The sequence below is a fragment of the Microcoleus sp. T3_D1 genome, assembly GCF_036700405.1.
Taxonomy (GTDB): domain Bacteria; phylum Cyanobacteriota; class Cyanobacteriia; order Cyanobacteriales; family Microcoleaceae; genus Microcoleus.
The window spans coordinates 1-18,606 of sequence record NZ_JAUBOV010000029.1; the positions used below are offsets into that span (position 1 = coordinate 1).

Here is an 18,606-nt window from a genome sequence, read left to right on the forward strand (position 1 = left end):
ATGATTGGTGTCAATCTCAAAGCAGCAGCTTAAATTATCATCAGTATTTATACTGATCGCATAACTGTTATGCTCCCGACGGCTGAACCATCCGCCTTTAGCATTCTGATACCTTCCGCTCTAATATTGATGGCTGCATTTCCATCTCGGTCATGGTGAGTACCGCAATTAGGACAAGTCCATTCCCTGATATCTAGCGGCATCTCATCCATCTCGTAAAAACAATTAGAGCAGAGTTTAGAACTAGGGAACCATCTATCAATCTCCACCAACTTTGCGCCTTTGCGTTCTAGCTTGTAGGCTAAAAAATTAGTGAACATTCCCCATCCACAATCAGATATTGATGCAGCCAAATTATGATTGCGAACCATGCCCTTGACATGAAGACTTTCTACTATGACAGCTTGGCTATCGCTGACCAACTTGTAACTAAGTTTATGTAGAAAATCTTGCCGTGAGTTGCTAACTCGTTCGTATACTTTGGCGACAACTTTACGATATTTATTTCTTGATTTACTCCCCTTTTGTTTGCGTGCTAATTTTTGTTGCTTGCGCTTGAGGTTTTTCTGATGCTTGGCAAGATGCTTCGGGTTGTCGTATTTGGAAACTTTCTCACCATCAGTGATAACTGCAAAGTGTTTTAGTCCCAAGTCAACACCATAAATCTTGCCTTCTGAAAAATTGGGCTTTTCTCCATCTACCTCACTCAAGATGGATGCAAAGTATTTACCCGATGAAGTTTGGCTGATGGTGACGGTTTTGATTTTCCCCTCAATTGGTCTGTGTATTTTGGCTGTGACTTCACCGATCTTGCCAGGAAGCCTGACATTACCGTTTACGATTTTGACCTTTTGAGGGTATTGAATCGACTGTCTACCGTGCTTGGATTTGAACCGAGGAAATCTCGCTCTACCTTCAAAAAAGTTTTTATAAGCTGCGGTTAAGTTGAGCGTTGTAGCTTGCAAAACTTGGCTGTAACAATCTGCTAACCACTGGGTATCTTCCGCTTTTTTGAGTTTAGGTAATAAGGAATTGAGTGCTACTTGTCCAAGCCCTTTGCCTGTCTCTTTGTACGTCTCAATAGATATATTCAAGGCATAATTCCACCACCAACGTGAGCAACCAAATGCTTGAGTTAGTAGTGTTTGCTGTTGTTGAGATGGGTATAAGCGGACTTGCACAGCTTTATGTAGCACTTAATATCACCTCCCTGTTATGTTTATCTTACTATAATTTACACATAACAGTAAAGCTAAGCCGGAAATATTTAGGGATTGCTCGGAGATCCATAAAGGATGTACCTCACAATCCCTCGGCTTATATCCCCACCTCACATTCGTATAGGTGGGGATATAAGCCATTTTAGTTAACAACTGAACCGCAGAGGCGATATAGCAGAATTTTGGCAAATCCCCCATTTTCTACGCCCCACATCAAAGGAGTTGATTTAGATATCATACAACGTGCCTATAACCTTTTTCTAGCCAATTATGGACGCCTGGTAAGTGTTGTTAGCAATTCCATGAATGTCCGAGCCGATCCGCGATCGCAAGCATTCCGAGCCTTTCTTAAGCGCACGTCAGCCAAGTTAATCGAACTTCCCTTAGAAATCTTTTGGGGGAGCGATCGCCCGGTCACTGTTGAGAGCTACCTAGTTGTAATAGACAAAAGGTAGATGATTGCTTCCCCACTATACCGTTTGGTTAGTGGGGACAGCACAACTTACCTTTCAACAAATTACTATTAGTATATTTCAAAATAAATATTAAGAATGTAACTTAGACTTCAATACCGAATGTCTGCCCCAATATCTCTGCTAGTTCTATCAATCTTACGACTAAAACTATTACCTTAAAACCCCTCTACTCCCATGAATAATTCCCCACACTTCGCCCCAAATCCTATTGTGGAATACGAGCTGATTACAAACTTTTCCAGACTAAATGATGTTCTCTCGCCTTTAATAAAAGCTCGTGTTATAGCCATAGACACAGAAACCACCGGGCTAGATCCACTTACGGAACGCATCCGACTCATCCAAATAGCTGTTCCCCAACGCCCAGTGATAATTGTCGATCTAGCTGCTTTTGCCGAGCGCGAATTATCGCCTTTAAAAGCACTTCTAAACAGCAGTGCGCTCAAAATATTTCAAAATGGTAAGTTCGACTGGCAGGTACTAGAAATAGCTGGACTTAGACCGTCTGGCCCATTTTTTGATGTCATGCTAGCGAGCCAGGTGTTGCGATCGGGACTCAAGAAAAACCACGATCTACAATCCCTCGCTCTTGAATTTTTAGGAATCAAACTTGACAAGAGCCTACAGTCGAGCAATTTCGGAGGTAAGCTATCAGCTTCTCAGTTAGAATACGCCGCTTTAGATGCTGCTGTCCTGCTGAAAATTAGAGCGCGACTCATCTCAAAACTTCGGAATGCTGGGTTACTAGAAACCGCCCAAATTGAATTTGAAGCGATGCCTGCTGTAGCCCAAATGGAACTAAATGGAATGTTACTGGATGCAGAACAATGGCATTTGGTGGGGGAGGAACTGAAAGCTCAAAAACAGACTACGCTGCTGGAATTAGTAAAAGCCGGTCTTAAACCAGCCCCTAGCGCACAACTTTCGCTATTTCCAGAGATGGTGGAAACCATAAACCCTCGCTCGTCTGTACAAGTTTTAAGTGCTCTTCAGGCTCTCAACATTCCAATCAAGTCAACAACCAAGAGCGAACTTATTCCTCTAGCTGGTCAATACCCGATTATCCAGTTGCTACTTAATTATCGGAAATTAGCATCTTTGTGTTCAAATTTTGCTGAGGCATTGCCCAAACACATTCACCCGATAACGGGGAGGATTCACCCCAGCTATCGGCAATGCGGTGCGCGTTCTGGACGCTTTAGTTGCAATAAGCCAAACTTGCAAAACGTTCCCAGGAATTGTACGGCAAAGGGGATGCGTGCGTGCTTCATTGCCGCTCCCGGATATCAAATTATTAAAGCGGATTACAGCCAAATCGAGCTAAGGATTGTCGCTGAAATATCTGGCGATTGCCGAATGTTAGATGCCTACGCTAAAGGTGAAGATTTGCATACTTTAACGGCTTCTTTGATTACGGGAAAGCCATTAGAGGAGGTAACGGCAGAGGATAGGCGCATAGCTAAATCAGTTAATTTCGGATTAATTTATGGCATGGGTGCTGCCAAACTTCAAGCTTATGCTGAGGAAAAATATGATGTTCTTTTAACCTTGGACGAAGCTAAAGAGTTCAGAAGACGATTTTTCCAAGCTTATTCTGGAATCAAAAGATGGCATGACAGCATCAGGAGAAGGGTGTACGTCAAAGATATCAAGCAAATTCGTACAATTGGCGGACGTAGAAGACGGTGGGCAAAGAAACCCCGGCTTTCTGAGTTGCTTAATCACCCGGTTCAAGGAACTTCGGCTGATATGTTGAAAGTGGCGATCGCTCGTTTGTTCAAAGTCCTACCCAAGACTGGAGCAAAATTAATCGGTGTGGTACATGACGAGATTCTGTTAGAGTGTCCGCAGACTACTTTAAAAAGAACCACTCGCATTCTCAAAAAAGTGATGGTAGAATCTGGAGAAGTATATTTGCAGCAAGTTCCTGTAGAATTGGAAGTAAAAATTGCTTCTTCTTGGGCTTGAATTTAATTAGAATTTAGAAGTTTTACTCGACTTCATCTTCAAGCAAGATAGTGTTGAGAAGATTCAGTTCACTAGATGCCATAAAATAGCGATCGGCGAAAACGGTTTCTAATTGTGCAAATACTCGCCTGCCTGCCACAGCCACCCAAGGGAATGATTCATATTGTGCTATTACAGGCATCACTAAACCTTGAGGTGTTAAGGAGCGTCCTAGTGCATTCCTCCAAATTTCCGCGTCTTCTAATACTTGTTCGCCAATCCCATCCTCTAACTGCTCGCTCCAAAAATGGGGATAATCCAGCGGTAGACCAATTACCATATTTTTGGTTTTGAAAGCCTGAATAGTTGAGTATTCAATGATGCTTTCCTGCTGTTCGCGAATCAATAACTTATGCAATTCTTTTGCCGGACGTTTGAGTTTTGGTGGAAACTTATTTCCTTCATAAATTTGTCGTAGCAATCCTAAAAGATGATTGCTATTTTCCTGAATATCCGTTCGCCATCCCTCAAAGCTGAAGCGTTCCTCGGTTTTGCGATCGCTCCAGTCTTCCATCCAAAACGGTCCGATACAAGTTAGGCTCTCTGGAATCACCAACGCATCGTTTTCCAACGATGGCAATAACCGACTTGAAGGACGAGAAACAGTCTTGATCATCGCTTCTAGGGTTTGATAATCTACATAAGACTTAGCATTTTTATCCGGTGCTAAACCTTGCAATTTGAAACGAGCGAAAATTTTTCTCGTTAGCTGCATTGCCTTACTGACAATTCCTTTAACATCTTTATGGGGACTATCGTACATAAAAACTGTAGCTTCGTGTAAGAAACTACAAACATCTTCCGACATCAAGCTCAATAATTCTGTGTCCCCAACCGAACCAACTGGGACAAAGGCAATTCGCTGCCGCTTCAGTCCGGCATCCCCTTTGATGCGCGTGTAAATTGTAGAACGCAGCATCACGAGCAAAGTCAATAAATCGCTGGCCTGACGCAACCAGACTCTTTGACGATCGATATCTTCTTCTACAACGATAACATCGTTGATGAGCATAACTAACCGTCGATTTTTGTCATCTCCAGAAACTTTCTCTCTAGTTTCGGGATTTGTATATTCTCCCCGACCTCGATAAATCAGTTGTGCAATTTCCATCAAAGCGGCTTCAATATTGAAGCGGGGAATTGCCGCAATAATCCAATCGGTTTTAGGGAAAGAAATTCCTCTCGCCCCTGAAGAAGTCATCAGAAAAACTCGGATCTGATCGCGTCGTGGTTCCTGTACCAGTTCCAAGCGTTGATGCGGTGGCACGCTTTGATCCAAAACTGCTACCTGTTCGTTCTCGCATAGAGCATCTGTTCCCATTGTCAATTTCTCACGCAACTGACGGAGAAATGTTTTATCTTGGGCAAAGAAGATTAGCTGCTCTGCTCCTTGTTTTAACCCGTTTTGGATTTCTTGATAAGCATTCATCAAAAATTTGTCTTGTAGTTGTTCTCTAATCGCTTGTCGGATTCCCTGCTTTCTGCCATCACTGATTAACTCTGGTGTGACAAGTGAAAGGCGAATACTATAGTCAATGTTCAGTTTTGAAGCTGGATAGCTATTTGTCATTACGTGCAGTGTCGGGTATTTTTTGGGACCGACTTTTGTATAAGTACCCGTTACCCGAAATGCAGCTTCACCCTGACTTGCACTAATTAGCACTTTGTCAGGAGCGCGATTCCCTGAATTGAGAAAGTTATTAAGAACAATTTCATTGCTCAACGAGGCATCGGCAACAATCAGAACAACCTTAAAAGGCGATTGAGTTCCTTCAAATGGTTCAATAAATTGTTCGTGTAACCATTCGGCTAACTTATGAACAAAGGGCGCTCCTGCACCATCGCCAGCTAGTTCATCTACCATTACAATAATTGTAGGAATTTGCTTCGCAAAGGTCTGACGTTCATTTTTTCCCAAAGTCGTATGCGCTTTTTTTCTAAACAAATTGCTGAGGGCATCGACTGTGGTTTTTTGATCGAGCAAACGATAGCCTTGAATCGCAGCAGTCATAACCAGACGATTCACCTGCGGATTAGCTTCTAGCAATCGTCGCGCCGCGCCTGCTAGGGTGCGTAAGACACCCGGAGGTTGAGATGATGCCATACTGTCCTCTCGTTCGGAAAGAGAATGTTTATAGCGGGTAGAGGCGACAATATTACAATCAATTTCGTGTTCCTCTTCGGGGGTCAGGAAGATGGTACTGCAATCGGGATAATTGAGTTTTTCAATCCCATCAACAACAACAGCACCATCAATACGGCGATATTCCAATCCATGTTTCTCGATTTGTTGCTTGTACCATTTAGAAGCTGAAGCAATTAAATTAGCATTACTTGTTAGGGTCAATATACCAGTAGCATTACCGTTTTTTCTAGCGAGTTTTGCTGTTACATCTCGATTAATCACCACTCGCGGACTGACGTAAAGAAATAGGAATCCTTCAGACTGTTGAGTGAGAAAGTCTATAACAGCCGTAGTTTTGCCAATTCCCGGATTTCCCTCTAAAGCAATTACATTTATTCTCCCCGATTGGGCAGCATTTAAACCTGCAACGACTGCGGCAGCATGAACTTTGCGTAATGGAATTTGTGCGTTTTGTTGACTCTGTATATCAAGGGCAAGTGCAAACTGGGACTGAGGATTTTCACCAAAAAACTCCTTCAGTTCTGCTGTTTCCTCAATGGCGGCGATCGCATCCTCCCGTAAAATCTCTTGCATCGGGCTATAAAATCCCTCTACGTTCTCCTGAAATAGGAAGTGAATATCTCCTCCCAATTCAGGTAGTTGAGCAATTTGCTTCGCTTGCTGCTTGAAATTAGGAGGTAGCGATCGCACCAACTTATTGAACACTACACGAATTTCTTGCTCTAGTTCGCCGGGGATATCATCGCTCAGTTTGCGAACATTTCGATAGGCTTCCCCCAATGATTTCATCAATCTAGCTCTAGGGTCTGGTTCTGGCTCTCGATCGATGAAATGAGCTGCGAGGCTTTCAAACCCATTAGATGTTACTGCGATCGCTCTGGCACTACAAGTTCCCTTTAAGCGAGCGCGCGATCGCAAAATGTGAATCAGGCGTTCAGTGTAAGATGAGGCCTGACAGAGCTTAAACAAAGGTTTATCAGAACTGCTAAATGCCGATAAATGACTCGCCAATTTGGACGAAAGCGAAAACTCCTCACCTTCTACCTCAGCACAAACCTTAGAAAAAACTCCCCGTGCATCCATATAACGGGCATAGCGATTAATTTCTTGTTGGTGAGACGTTTCAGTTCTAAAGTCTGCCAATTTTGCAGGTGCGTTATACGAGAACTCCAGACAAAGAATAAAGTTGTCAAATTTCTGACGTTTTTTTTCCTTTGAGGTCAGAAATCTTGCATATTTACTCGTTAAATTACCTTCTGTGTTCTCCTCAGTTGATAACCATAAGAGAAAATCGGCTCTAGCAGGTTCTCCTGTGTAAAGTAAACCCTGATCTGGTTTTCCAGGTAGATTGAAAGCCGTTTGGAATGCCTTAGCCGTCTTTTCTTTCTCTTCATCTCTGCCAGATAGTTGCCCTGGAAGTGCCAGAGGACACCAAATTGCTTCCAGCTTTGCTTTACGAACAGGATTGTGCTTGAGGCATTCCCGCATCGCCGTCCAGCCTAAACCATAGCCCATTACTAGCAGATGACGCACCATCGTCCCTGCCCATTCTTTGGCATTTGTATCTGTCAGTTGGAATGTTCTAACCAGTTGATTATAAATATCTGCATTCTTGACCACTTGCCAAGGTTGGAGAACCGGATGATTATCCTGAAGCAATCCTTGATGAATCAGATGCAGTAGCACCCCACGTTTGACGGCAATTTCAAACACCTGACCCCAAATAGATGCCTGACGAAGAAACGATAATTGCATTACTTCCTCCGGTGTAAAACTTGAGAAACATGACTGAGCAAAGCGGGGTAGCTGAGTAAGACTCGTCCTTTTCGACGAGTGTGCAAAACTTCCACTTCTCCAGCCGCTTCAGTAGTGGTAGGTGATATCCAGCTAAATGGGTCTAGTACCGGGATCAGTTGTCCATTTTGCACCCCTCGTTCGGCTTCAATAAAATGCAATCCTCGCAGCACTGAAATTAAACAGGGATGAACGCTAGACTGCTGTTCTGGATTAACTAAATGCTGACGGCTACGTTCAGTCCAGTCAATATTGCTAACCCGTTGGTCAGATACTAGGAAATAAACGCAGAAACCCGACTGAGGACGCTGCGCTTCTTGAATTGCAAAAAGTGTGGCAAATGTATAAACCGGAATCACATCGCGCACGCGAACTTTTTCAACAGACATCAAGAAACTCGTATGGTCTCCAGCCCGTAAAATTTCAAAGGCGGCTTCATTAGAGTTTCGCTTCCGCAATCTCGTAGCTGGAAATACATCCCGCTGCATTGTATAAATCGTCAAATCGGGGAAAGTTTGAAAGACTTCTTCCAGGAATTCTTTATGAGTTAAGGGAGAATTGTAATCTGCTGCCCGATTTGTTCGACGACCGCCATAGGCATGAGACAATAAAATAATATGCTGGCATCCTTTGGCTTTTAGATAACCAATCTCTTCTTGCACCAGTCGTTGTTTTCTCAACCGTTCTGGAGAATCAACTACGTCTGACTGCATTCTATCCATCTTGAGTTCGTAACCTGAAAACGGTTGATTAATAGCTGTAGCAATGTAACTTTGAGTTAGAAAAAGATAGCCCTTTTCATCTTCACTCAAACAATTTATCTCATCGCAGGGACGGGTTGCATAGGAAATTAAACCAATTTTCGGAACTGTTGGGGGAGTCGGTGTACTGATGGCAATGGGAAATGCACTCAACAAAGCGTTAAAAATGCCCAATTTAATATATTTGGAATTTTTACTCTCAAGATTTTGAAGAACAACCCCTTGCATTCGGATAGGAGTGTTTTCACTCAAAATTGCTTCAAGAGCTTGAGCTGCTGCATAAACATAGGAATCACCATTCCCTTCATCACTCTGTTTACCTATTTCTTGTAATCGCAGCATCAAAGTTGTAAACTCAACTGGCTCTAAATCACCAGATTGTTTCAAGCGTTGGATAATCCGCCATAAGCAGCAGTAAACTAGCACTATAAATGCAGTAACTGCTGCTGCATGATACTGTTTACTTTCTTCAGATCCTTTTCGATCTGCTCGTCGCTTCAAAGTTTGAATATCGTATTCAACTTGGATGGCGGCTGGTAATACCCATCCTTTGATTGATTTTGCCGATTCCACAAATTTGTAAACCCATTTACCATCTTCTTGTTGAGAAGAACATGGAACCCAACAAATTTGAAGAATTTTCTTTGGCAATAACCGCTGTACCTGAATTGAATGTGGATTTCCTTTGATTGCTAAATTGTATTCAGAAAGTTGAGCATTCACCTTAACTGAGAATAGAAGCCCCTGCATTTCTGGTCGATCGCGAATTTCAATATATTTAAACCATTCCACCTGTTCGCGAGAACGTTGCTGGGGTCCCACAAGTAAATCTCGAACACCAGATTCTGCCCCTTCTAATCGCGACCACTCGATGATATCTCGGTTCACGCAGATGAATTGTTGGGAGGAACGATGCTGAACTTGAGAAATAATCTTTTGGCTTTTTGTGCGGAGTATGGAAATCAAAGCTGTTGCAATTAATTCCATTGATGAGGCGCGTTTCTCTAAATCCTGTAGCACCTGACTAACAGAAGCCACGCCGCCAGTTTTTAGCGTTTTAAGGAGTTGCTGTACTGAATCAGATAGTGATTCTTTACTTAGCGATGCTTCATCCTCTTTGGGAACAACGACTGCTAAAAATATAAGTTCAGCTAACCGACGACAAGGATGAGGTGAAACTTCATTATCGCCAATTAATTCTGCTCTGATTTGATCGAGTCGCCCTTCAAAAGCAGGTTTGCCCAATTCAGGATTTTGTCCGTTGACTCGAAAGCGATAGCTGACCTCCCGAATCACGCCATAACTGGAACTGGTTGCTGCTTGATTTCTAACTTTTTCCTCAAAAATTTGGGTTTTCCATTCAGCCCAAACCGGAAGACAGGAATAGAAGATTGCTTTGCTCAAGTAATCTAGCAAGTCGAATTCAGCAGCATTACCGAAATGAGCGGTTAGATCGACGGTGTAACTGGTTTCTTTGGCCGATTCAAACAGAGTAAGTACCCGATTGATGTATTCTGCTAATAGTTGATATTCCTGTTTATTAAGCATCTGGGCATTTTCTGCGATCGCTTCCATAATCTGGAAGGTAATTGTTAGGCGAACGCGGGCTAATGCTTCATCATCTAAAAAGTTCAAAAAACGATTGATTTGGCTATCCTCTCTTTCCTGTTCCGCAGCTAGACTATCAAGAGCTGATTCAATGTCATCTTCATCACAGTCACGCTGAACAAGATGCTGGCTGACTGCCTTGCACATTTGTTCAAAATAATCAATAGCCTCAACTCGTTCAATTGCTGATATTACTTTGGCTACAGTTGTGGAAGAATTATCCGGCTTAACATCTGCGGATTGAAATTCTAGGGGGATAAGATTAGCTGTGTTGGCTTGATTTTTGAAAGCAGTACCCGCTGCTTGTGCCAGTCGATCAATTTGCTGAATGGGTTGCTCTAACAGCAGTGAAGATAAAGAGGCTTCTTGGGGTAAAGCAGTATCGATTGCCTGGTCTATCGCAGCGATTAATCGGTCAAGGGCAGCAGGCAACTTCGCTGCATTGCCTTCAGTCAAACAGCCTCCAATGCGAGAGCGAGTGCCGTATGCTGGCATTGGCAAGTTCTGAATAAACCCATCACCTTTAGTTGGATTGAAAGCTTTTTTGAATTCCGGCTGTGAAAATAACCGGTGAAGAACGGCTGAAGTACAAAGTCTCAGGCGGTTGTCTTCTGGCTGGAAAATCAATGCTGGCTTGTATTTGGGGTCTTTCTTGTCAGCATTTTCCGTCAGGTTGTTTGGTGAAAGTGCTTTAGCAATTAGATCTACGAGCGTAGCCAGATCAATAGAAGACTTGGGCGATCGTGCCTGAATTTCGGCACCGCTTTCTTTTGAGTGCATATTAGTTTTGTCTTTTATACCAGTCTTTTGACTGCTTCACCTATTCGAGCTTTACAGTCCGAACCGATGGAACCTATTCACTTAATAACTTAAGAGTAGGCAATCTGTCAACCCAATTCACTCTCACGGTTGTAATGCTTCTCTGAAAAGGCTTTCGCCAGCATGGATGAAAGCGATTGCGGACACATTGTGGCTATCATAGGAAAGTCTTGCTTGCAGTAAATGAGTTAGTTAAGAACTCTATTCCTCGTGGATACTACCCAAACAATTCCTGTAACGGAATAGAAAATCGCGATCGATCCGGCCCACTAGCCGATCTAGCATAACTCGCTTGATTGCGAATCGCTAGAATCTGCTCCTCATCGCGAAGCATCGACGGCGTAAACTGATAGCGCTGATGTCGCAAGTCCTGCAAAGTCACCTTCAATTCATCAGGCTGTTTCCCTTGTAGCCGATCGCGATAGTAAATTTCCTCAGCACATTTTCTCACAGCATTGCCGACTTCAGCGGGCGTACAAAGCCTGTAATCCCTCAACAGAATTCGCCACTCATCATCTGTCCAAGGCGACTCAGAAGCATTACGAAACTCAGGAAAATATTTTTTCAGATGAAGATTGAAAATCTCATACATCGCCCCTTCGTGAGGCAAATCCACAAAGAAAATATCATCAAAGCGACGAATTAATTCCGGTGGCAACATCCCCAAACGGTTAACCGTCGCCACGATATAAATTGGGTATTGATGTTCTTGCATCCAGGTTAAAAGCTTCCCCGATAAGCGCCTGGAAACGCCGCCATCTGCATTGGAATCCCACCCTGCAAAACCTTTATCAAAATCGTCCCAATATAGAATTGTCGGACTTAAAGCCTGAGTCAGTTCCAGCAGTTCGCGCAAAGCTAAATCAGGCCTAGAAGAACCGACGATCGAACCCCAATCAGCCGCCAACAGCGGTACTCCCATCTTCTTAGCCGCAAGTTTAGCACTCAGACTTTTGCCCGTACCCGGCGGCCCCCAGAGAATCATTCCCTTGGGAAATTTGAGTCCGTATTTCTCTGCTTCTGGACTCAACAGAGAAGCCACCTTTGACAGCGACTCGTCTAGCAAGTCTAAACCACCTGCATCCGGCACATCTGCCTCGGCAATAAACTCTAAGCCTCGCCCCCGCAGCTTGTTAACCTTGTGGTCGAGCACCAACCGCGCCATTTCCTCTACAGTCGAAGCAAAAGCTAGCGATCGCTCTAAAATTAACTCGATCTCACCTTGGGGCAACCCCTGGCAAGCTCGAACCACTTCTGCTTGCAATATCTCGTTACTTTTGTCACTAAGCCCAGGATGGCGATCGCAAAATAACTCCACTACCTTTTGCGCTGCAACTCGGGACGGTAATGGAGTCGTCAGTACGGGAATCAAAGGCTGCAAGTTCACCGGCAGTTGTATGTAGTTTTCCAACATCACCCAAAACTGAGGAGCCGCAGACCAAGATGAGTGATAGTAAGCATTTGCCAGTTGAAACCCCAGACGCGAACTCACCTGACCGGATTCGTCAAAATCTAACACTCCCTCAAGAATGTAAATTCCCTCTCTCCTACTCTCTAATAGAAACTGAAGCACGTCAGAATCTGGGTGCAAGTCAGTATTTTGTAAGATGCACTGACCGTCCCAACTCACAATTTCCTGCAAGCAACTGTACCCAGAGTTCCAAAAGAAAACAGGCAAATGCAGTTCCTGCCCCCAATTGTGAAACTGTGCTAAAACTCTGATTCGGTCAGGCGTGTAATACTCCAGCCCGACAATCTTAATGCCTCTTTGGGCCAAAGCGAGCCAGTCATTAATGGTACGCATAAATTCCACGGTAAGAAATATTCAAAGGTACTTTTCTCATTGATAGGCTACGGTCGAGCGTTGCCATCAGCCAATAGTTCTACAGCAGCCAAACCTCCTCTTAATTCTTAGGAATTATTTACCTAATTTCCTCAATATACATAATTATGTATTTCTGCTACTCAAAAAAAGATACACCGAAATATTACAGAAATTTATTTCACAGGAAAAACTATTAATTATTATTAATGATAATAAAAAAAACTAATTATAAATTTGATGAAATTTGAGAGCGCCTAACGGCGCTGTTAGCCGTGAAGTAGTTTAATTAAATCAAACTTTATGGCTACAACAACAGCTAAAAACCATAACTCTCGCCCATCCAATGGAGCGGTGACTTTGAATGGCAAAAGCTATGGTGCTGCTAAGTCAAAGAGCCCAGCGACAGCTACCCAATCGCAGGTCAGTCGCCGTTCGACACTCACTGTAGAAGAGCAAGCAGACGCACTTCTAGACCGCGTGCGAACTACCATCCTGAAAAAATTTGGAGTCAAAATTCAACTGCGCGAAAAACGCCTCCAAACTAAGGTAGGTCACGCTACCAAAGAAAAACTTGGTTTGGATATTGCTGCTCAGTTGAAAAAACGCGGCAAAACGATGAACTGGCAGCGTTGGAATAATGAAGTGTTTCCAGCTTTATTCGGTCAACCTGATGCACTGCGCCACGATATTGAAGTCATTGCTCTTGTGATGGCCAAACTGTACGACGTTTTCGAGGTTGACGCGCAAGAAGCAATTAAAGGTCTTGTCAAATTCAATCAAGAATCGCTTGCTAAACGCAATAGCTATAACAAGCAGGATGAATCCGATGATGAAGATGATGATGACTTAGAAGATGAACTTGATGCTGATGAAGATGAGGAAACAGATGAATCCGAAGAAGACTTGGACGAAGACAGCGAAGATGATTTCGATACCGAGGAAGAAGATGAGGAAGATGATGCTGATGAAGATGAGGACGAAGACGAAGATTTAGAATAATTTTTCACCCTCGCTCAAATTTTACAGCTTCCTTCACCGTCGCTCGTGTTGAATATGTAAAACTCTGCTCTACCTAAAAACGGTAGAGTAGAGTTTTTTATTTTATTCATATTATGAGTATTTTAATCAAACTTAAGCTTTCAGGGAAATATTTAAAGTATTAATTACTTTCAACTTAATTAATCTTAAACACACTTATTAATATTTTATGTGAAAGTTAAGCCCAATAATTAAACTTAAAGAGGCAGCGATTGCTGCTGTGTATATGAACAAACTTGAATTCAGGAAAATTGAGAAATGAGAGTCACTGAAAAAGTTCAAAAGACTAATGCAACCCATACCGCTAAAGCTCATAAGACTCAGATAAAAGCCCTCGACAAGTGCATTAGTTACAACGATAAACTTCGCCTAATGGTACTAGAAGTTTTGAGAGAAGAATCAGGTCGAGAACTGGCAAGCGTTGCTCGCTTTAACGGCGGCCAATTTGATTGGGAGACACATAATGCCCAATTTCGCGCTGACTACAGCGAGACACCTTTAAAGGAATTGATGCGTGCTGGTCGCATCCTATACGGATTGACCGATATGGATGCAATCCGCGATCGCCGCGCCAAGCATCGGGGCATTCGCAATCAACGGCTCGCCCGTCAGAGCAGCGGAGTCGCTTCAAGCTCGCAAAGTGTGCATGAAGAAGTGGATGTTGCTGACGACGACATCGATGATTTGGATTGAGCCACTTGAGCAACTAAGAATGTCAAAAATAGCCTGTTAATGGCTGCTTCCCCACTCCTCATTTATTCTAGGAGTGGGGAAGCTTATAACACAGCCCAAGCGGAAAACTCAGAGTCTTTAGAACTGAGATGAAAGCGGGACGCGGTTTTAACCGCCGTGAATCTTTCTTAGTTCTTAATGTATATTCCCTGAGATGGATGCTATAGTATTAGCCGGGAGGTAAGGAAACCGAGTGCTAACAAACTACGTCTATAAACTACGCCCAAATCAAACCCAAGACATAAAAATGTCCGCTTGGCTTGATATGCTGCGAAGTCAGTACAACTGGAGCTTAAATGACCGAATAAATCAGTACAATCAGCAGTTTATTCAAGGGGATTACTGCGATCTTAGAACTCAATCCAAAGCTTGTGCCTTAACCTGCTTTGTGAGCAAAAATGGTGCAACAGGCAACCCATGGAAAGACTCAAAAGTAGATAAGGAAGGTAAGATAAGAAACCCGCGTAGAAGTGCCGGAGATATTCAGATAACTGCGTTACCTGAATTGAAGGTTTCTCGCCCTTGGTACGCGGGTATAGATTCGACGGTTCTGCAACAGAACGTTAAACGCCTCGACACAGCCTATAAGAATTTCTTTGACGGTCGAGGCTTTCCCAGTTTCAAAAACCGCAGTAATTTTAAGTCCTTTACTTACACAATGGGTGTGAAAATCCAAGGCAATAAAATTTACTTACCTAAGCTGGGATGGATGCGCTTTCATAATTCGCGTTCCATTCCCAACGGTTTTACCATCAAAGCTTGTACGGTAAGAAAGCGTCAGAATGGTTGGTATATTTCTGTCAGAATCGAAGACTCAACTATTCCTGAGCACACACCCAAAACTATCGGGGACAAACCCAAAGTTTTAGGTATTGATTTAGGGCTTACTAAACTGGTTCATCTCTCCGATGGCTACCAAATAGACAACCCTAAGTTTTCCACCAATAAGAAAGCTAAACGTACTCTGAAGATTAGACAGAGACGGGTTATCCGTAAAGTTAAAGGCGGTAAGAACCGCAAGAAAGCAGCCATTAGAGTCGGTAAGTTCCACCAAAAGATTAGCGACAAGCGCGAAGCCTATCAATGGAAGGTTGCCCACAAAATTGCATCTCGCAAAGTGGATATCATAGCTATTGAAGACTTGAATATTTCTGGGATAATGCGTCGCTGTAAAGCGAAAACCGATGAGAAAAATGGAAGATTTCTGAAAAATGGTCAATCCAGAAAGAAAGGTTTAAATAGAGCCATCTCTGATGCGAGTTGGGGTAATTTGGGGTTGAAAGTCGTGTATCTAGCTGCGAAGCAGGGCAAGACAGTAGTTAAAGTTAATCCTAAATATTCCAGCCAAGAATGCCGGAACTGTGGACACACTGAAAAAGCCAACAGAGAAAATGAAAAATTCATTTGTAATCAGTGCGGCTATCACGAACACGCCGATATCGGTGCGGCAAAAACCATCAGGGATAGAGCTTTGTCAATAGTACGCGGGGACTCCGCGAAACTTGGCGCATCGTCGCCTAAACGCCCAAAAGATATCAGTACGCTCAAATCGAGCAAACGTGCTGAGTTTGGGAACCCTAGCAATAGGGATATTAAGAACGCAATTTCTTAAGAATCTCAGCGGCTTCAGCCCTGAGAGTGTCAATGCCACCCACCCACCCTTTGATTGAGAGCTATTTTACTTTGTAAAAACCGTATTTGACCTGGATGCGGATTTTAGAGGGCTAAAAAAGGAGGAAAAAAGAGGAAAAAACAGCACATTTATTACTCATTACACCTCCTATTTCCTACTTTTAGCCTCATTTTAAGTATAAATGCTTATCATTTTTTGTAAAGAATTGTTGTTTTTGGCGTGATTTTTTGTGTTTTAGACCCTTCTAAATCCTCCTCAATCCTCGTAATTAGTGCGCTAGTCGCATAGCAAGCCATGTCAAATAGACGTTATAGGGGGGTAAAATTGAGCACTCTTTACAAATTAAGGGTTTTTGCTAGACTGCGATGAGAACTGTGGGAAGTTGGAGTTAGCGATCGCACACGACAACAGCCAAGGCGAGAAAGTTGTGGGGCAGTTTGGACTTCGACAGAACTGTGCGATTGCCAGTTGCCCCTGAAGCTGGGAGTAAGCCAGTTGGTGCTCACGACGACATTGGGTACTCAAAGCGGAGCATTGCACTGCAAACCAGTTGGTGCAGTTCGGCCGGAAGCTAAAATCAAACCAAAGAGGAAGGGAAGATAAAGAGAGAGCAGAATAAAATCCCCTCTCCCTGTGTTCTCCCCTTCCGCGCCATTGCAGTGCAAACGAATTGATGTAGGTGAGGCAGACGAACATCGGCTAAAACAAAACCTTTTTGGAAGCCCTCATTCCTTCAAATGAATGAGCATAGATTCGCACTAAAACAAGATTTATCCCTGTTTGAGCGATGAAAAAAGTAAATCTTCTGGCTTACAATTACAGTAAAGAAACAATGGCAAGCTATACAAACTGGAATCGGGCGTTAGTATCTTACTTTACCAGTGGCGTGTCGCGCGGTACTAAAGTCTATCTGAGTGTTGACGACGATGTACTTGATCGCATTGGTCTAGAATTCGGAAAAGATGCGATCGCCAACAACAGTCGGGATGACTTTCTGATTGCCGTAAGAAAAGAAGTTATTGTTGAGGGACGAGTTGATTTGTGCCATTTACAAGGAGTCAGTTCTGACGGTTTACCCAAAAGTATTGCCTTTCTGAGTGCCACAGTCCTAGCGGCCTATCAGATGGCTGAGGAAGAAAAAATATCAGAACTAAACTACTTCCGGCGATTGCAAGAAATTTTTGGTCTGTCCGACGCTCGTCGTCCACCGGGCATGGAATCTGGTTCCGCTGCTGAAGAACCGCTATGGAAAGAATGGAATCTTTGGCTAAGGCAACAGGGATTCTTACCTTCAGCAGTTCGAGGTCGCGGTGGTCCAACTACCTATATAAATTATCCAATTTCGCAATCTCTTCTGCGCCACGCTGATAAAAACCGACTTCTAGATATATTTAACGAAAAGCAATGGACAGCCCAATGGGATGCCCAAACTTTATTTACTCATGTCCGCCGCGAGACACCAAGGCTTTGCCAACACTTAAAAGAGTTACTGACGGGCAACAGGCAGCGGTATGAAGCCGTTGCCGAAGCAATTCACGAAGTTTACGAACAATGGCAAAATGAGGGGAAACCAGTAACACTAAAACAAGGAGTACGCACCTGGAGCCGCTACCTTTTTGCTGGTTTATATCGCACTGAAGATCCATTCTTGGGCCAGATTGATTACTATCTCTACCCGAAACAGCTAAAAGGGCGACCAGTAGAATCGGTACAAGTTCAGTACAGAGATAACGTTCACCAGCTTCGGGACGAACGCGCTGGATGGTATTTCCCTCTAAAAGATCCAATAAATATGAATGAATTGGATCGCGGTGCAAGATACCAAATTAGTTGTTCTACAGACCTGGATTCCCTAATTTTGCCCGAGCGTAACTTTTGGATATTAATTCCCGATCCCGATAACCCAGATTCAGGAGCCTATGCTTCTTGGGGAACGCCATCCCTCGGTACGCCATTTATCCTACTCTACAAAAAAGAACTGCTCTCAGATATTCAACGGTTGCAAGATGAGCAGTTATTGAAATGGCAGGGTGGAGCACAACCAGTATTTAAAAATTCAACCTGGTTTGAAATTCACACGTGCATGGTTGTTTCCCAAGCTTGGGATGCAGTCTTTATCAAAAGTCAAGAACTTAAAGATGCTTTGCAACCCAGTGTCCGTTTATCTATCAGCTTTTCAGGTGGTTTGCGTGTACCCCAATTGGGTGCATGGCTAGAGGGACATAGCCCTCTAGTAACTATCTTTGGTTTCCATCCCACAGTTGAGTTACAAGTAACTCGATTATCGGATGATTCCCAAATTTGGGAAAAGTTACAGCAAAGTACAAATATTCCCATTGTAGTTAACTTTCCTAGTGTAGGTGACTATCTCATAAAAGCTACTTGTGGAGGTGAATCTAGCGAGCGCTTTGTCAGAATAGTTGATTGGAGTAGCCTGTCAATAGAAGAACCATCAAGTTGCGAAGTGATGCCGATCGGTTCAAGTCATAATATTTGTGGCAGCGTCCTTCAGTCATTGGCTCAATAAAGTTAAATAAATTCAAAAGT

The 18,606-nt window shown here is 43.3% G+C and carries 10 protein-coding genes; 6 read left to right on the top strand and 4 right to left on the bottom strand.

Annotation, left to right across the window (positions count from 1 at the left end; all coding sequences use genetic code 11):
* Positions 1-47: 47 nt before the first annotated feature.
* Entirely contained in the window at positions 48-1,196 is a 1,149-nt protein-coding gene (locus QT992_RS14980; protein WP_333377170.1) for an RNA-guided endonuclease TnpB family protein, read from the bottom strand.
* 206 nt (positions 1,197-1,402) lie between these two features.
* Between QT992_RS14980 and QT992_RS14985 the strand changes: the two genes are divergently transcribed.
* A complete protein-coding gene (locus QT992_RS14985) occupies positions 1,403-1,675 on the top strand; it encodes a hypothetical protein (protein WP_333377172.1) in 273 nt (90 codons plus the stop codon).
* A 195-nt stretch (positions 1,676-1,870) separates the two neighbouring features.
* Positions 1,871-3,664: a bifunctional 3'-5' exonuclease/DNA polymerase gene (locus QT992_RS14990; protein WP_333377174.1), complete on the top strand. Its 1,794-nt coding sequence runs from the start codon at positions 1,871-1,873 to the stop codon at positions 3,662-3,664.
* 22 nt (positions 3,665-3,686) lie between these two features.
* Here the strand turns inward: QT992_RS14990 and QT992_RS14995 are convergent, their stop codons facing one another.
* From QT992_RS14995 to QT992_RS15005, 3 genes are all read right to left on the bottom strand, one after another.
* Positions 3,687-7,604 carry a helicase-related protein gene (locus tag QT992_RS14995; RefSeq protein WP_333377176.1) on the bottom strand — a complete coding sequence of 1,306 codons (3,918 nt, stop codon included), beginning with the start codon at positions 7,602-7,604 and terminating at the stop codon, positions 3,687-3,689.
* A complete protein-coding gene (locus QT992_RS15000; RefSeq protein WP_333377178.1) occupies positions 7,604-10,792 on the bottom strand; it encodes a hypothetical protein in 3,189 nt (1,062 codons plus the stop codon). The genes QT992_RS14995 and QT992_RS15000 overlap by 1 nt, the downstream gene beginning before the upstream one ends.
* Positions 10,793-11,048: 256 nt before the next feature.
* Positions 11,049-12,635 (bottom strand): AAA family ATPase, encoded by a 1,587-nt coding sequence (locus tag QT992_RS15005; protein WP_333377180.1) that lies wholly within the window; start codon positions 12,633-12,635, stop codon positions 11,049-11,051.
* 321 nt (positions 12,636-12,956) lie between these two features.
* On the opposite strand from QT992_RS15005, the gene QT992_RS15010 reads away from it, so the two are divergent.
* The 4 genes from QT992_RS15010 to QT992_RS15025 all read left to right on the top strand — a co-directional run bounded on the left by QT992_RS15010 (position 12,957) and on the right by QT992_RS15025 (position 18,586).
* Positions 12,957-13,655: a hypothetical protein gene (locus tag QT992_RS15010; RefSeq protein WP_333377182.1), complete on the top strand. Its 699-nt coding sequence runs from the start codon at positions 12,957-12,959 to the stop codon at positions 13,653-13,655.
* Positions 13,656-13,952: 297 nt separating this feature from the next.
* Positions 13,953-14,387: an aminoacyl-histidine dipeptidase gene (locus QT992_RS15015; protein ID WP_333294207.1), complete on the top strand. Its 435-nt coding sequence runs from the start codon at positions 13,953-13,955 to the stop codon at positions 14,385-14,387.
* Positions 14,388-14,619: 232 nt separating this feature from the next.
* Complete coding sequence (locus QT992_RS15020) at positions 14,620-16,038, top strand: transposase (protein ID WP_333377184.1); 1,419 nt, start codon at positions 14,620-14,622, stop codon at positions 16,036-16,038.
* A gap of 808 nt (positions 16,039-16,846) precedes the next feature.
* On the top strand, positions 16,847-18,586 hold the full coding sequence (locus QT992_RS15025) for a hypothetical protein (protein ID WP_333377185.1): 1,740 nt from the start codon (positions 16,847-16,849) through the stop codon (positions 18,584-18,586).
* Positions 18,587-18,606 lie beyond the last annotated feature (20 nt).

Coding starts and splice junctions, on each gene's coding strand:
- QT992_RS14990 (WP_333377174.1), top strand. CDS start 1,871: ATGAATAATTCCCCACACTTCGCCCCAAATCCTATTGTGGAATACGAG.
- QT992_RS14995 (WP_333377176.1), bottom strand. CDS start 7,604: ATGCAATTATCGTTTCTTCGTCAGGCATCTATTTGGGGTCAGGTGTTT.
- QT992_RS15000 (WP_333377178.1), bottom strand. CDS start 10,792: ATGCACTCAAAAGAAAGCGGTGCCGAAATTCAGGCACGATCGCCCAAG.
- QT992_RS15005 (WP_333377180.1), bottom strand. CDS start 12,635: ATGCGTACCATTAATGACTGGCTCGCTTTGGCCCAAAGAGGCATTAAG.
- QT992_RS15010 (WP_333377182.1), top strand. CDS start 12,957: ATGGCTACAACAACAGCTAAAAACCATAACTCTCGCCCATCCAATGGA.
- QT992_RS15015 (WP_333294207.1), top strand. CDS start 13,953: ATGAGAGTCACTGAAAAAGTTCAAAAGACTAATGCAACCCATACCGCT.
- QT992_RS15025 (WP_333377185.1), top strand. CDS start 16,847: ATGAAAAAAGTAAATCTTCTGGCTTACAATTACAGTAAAGAAACAATG.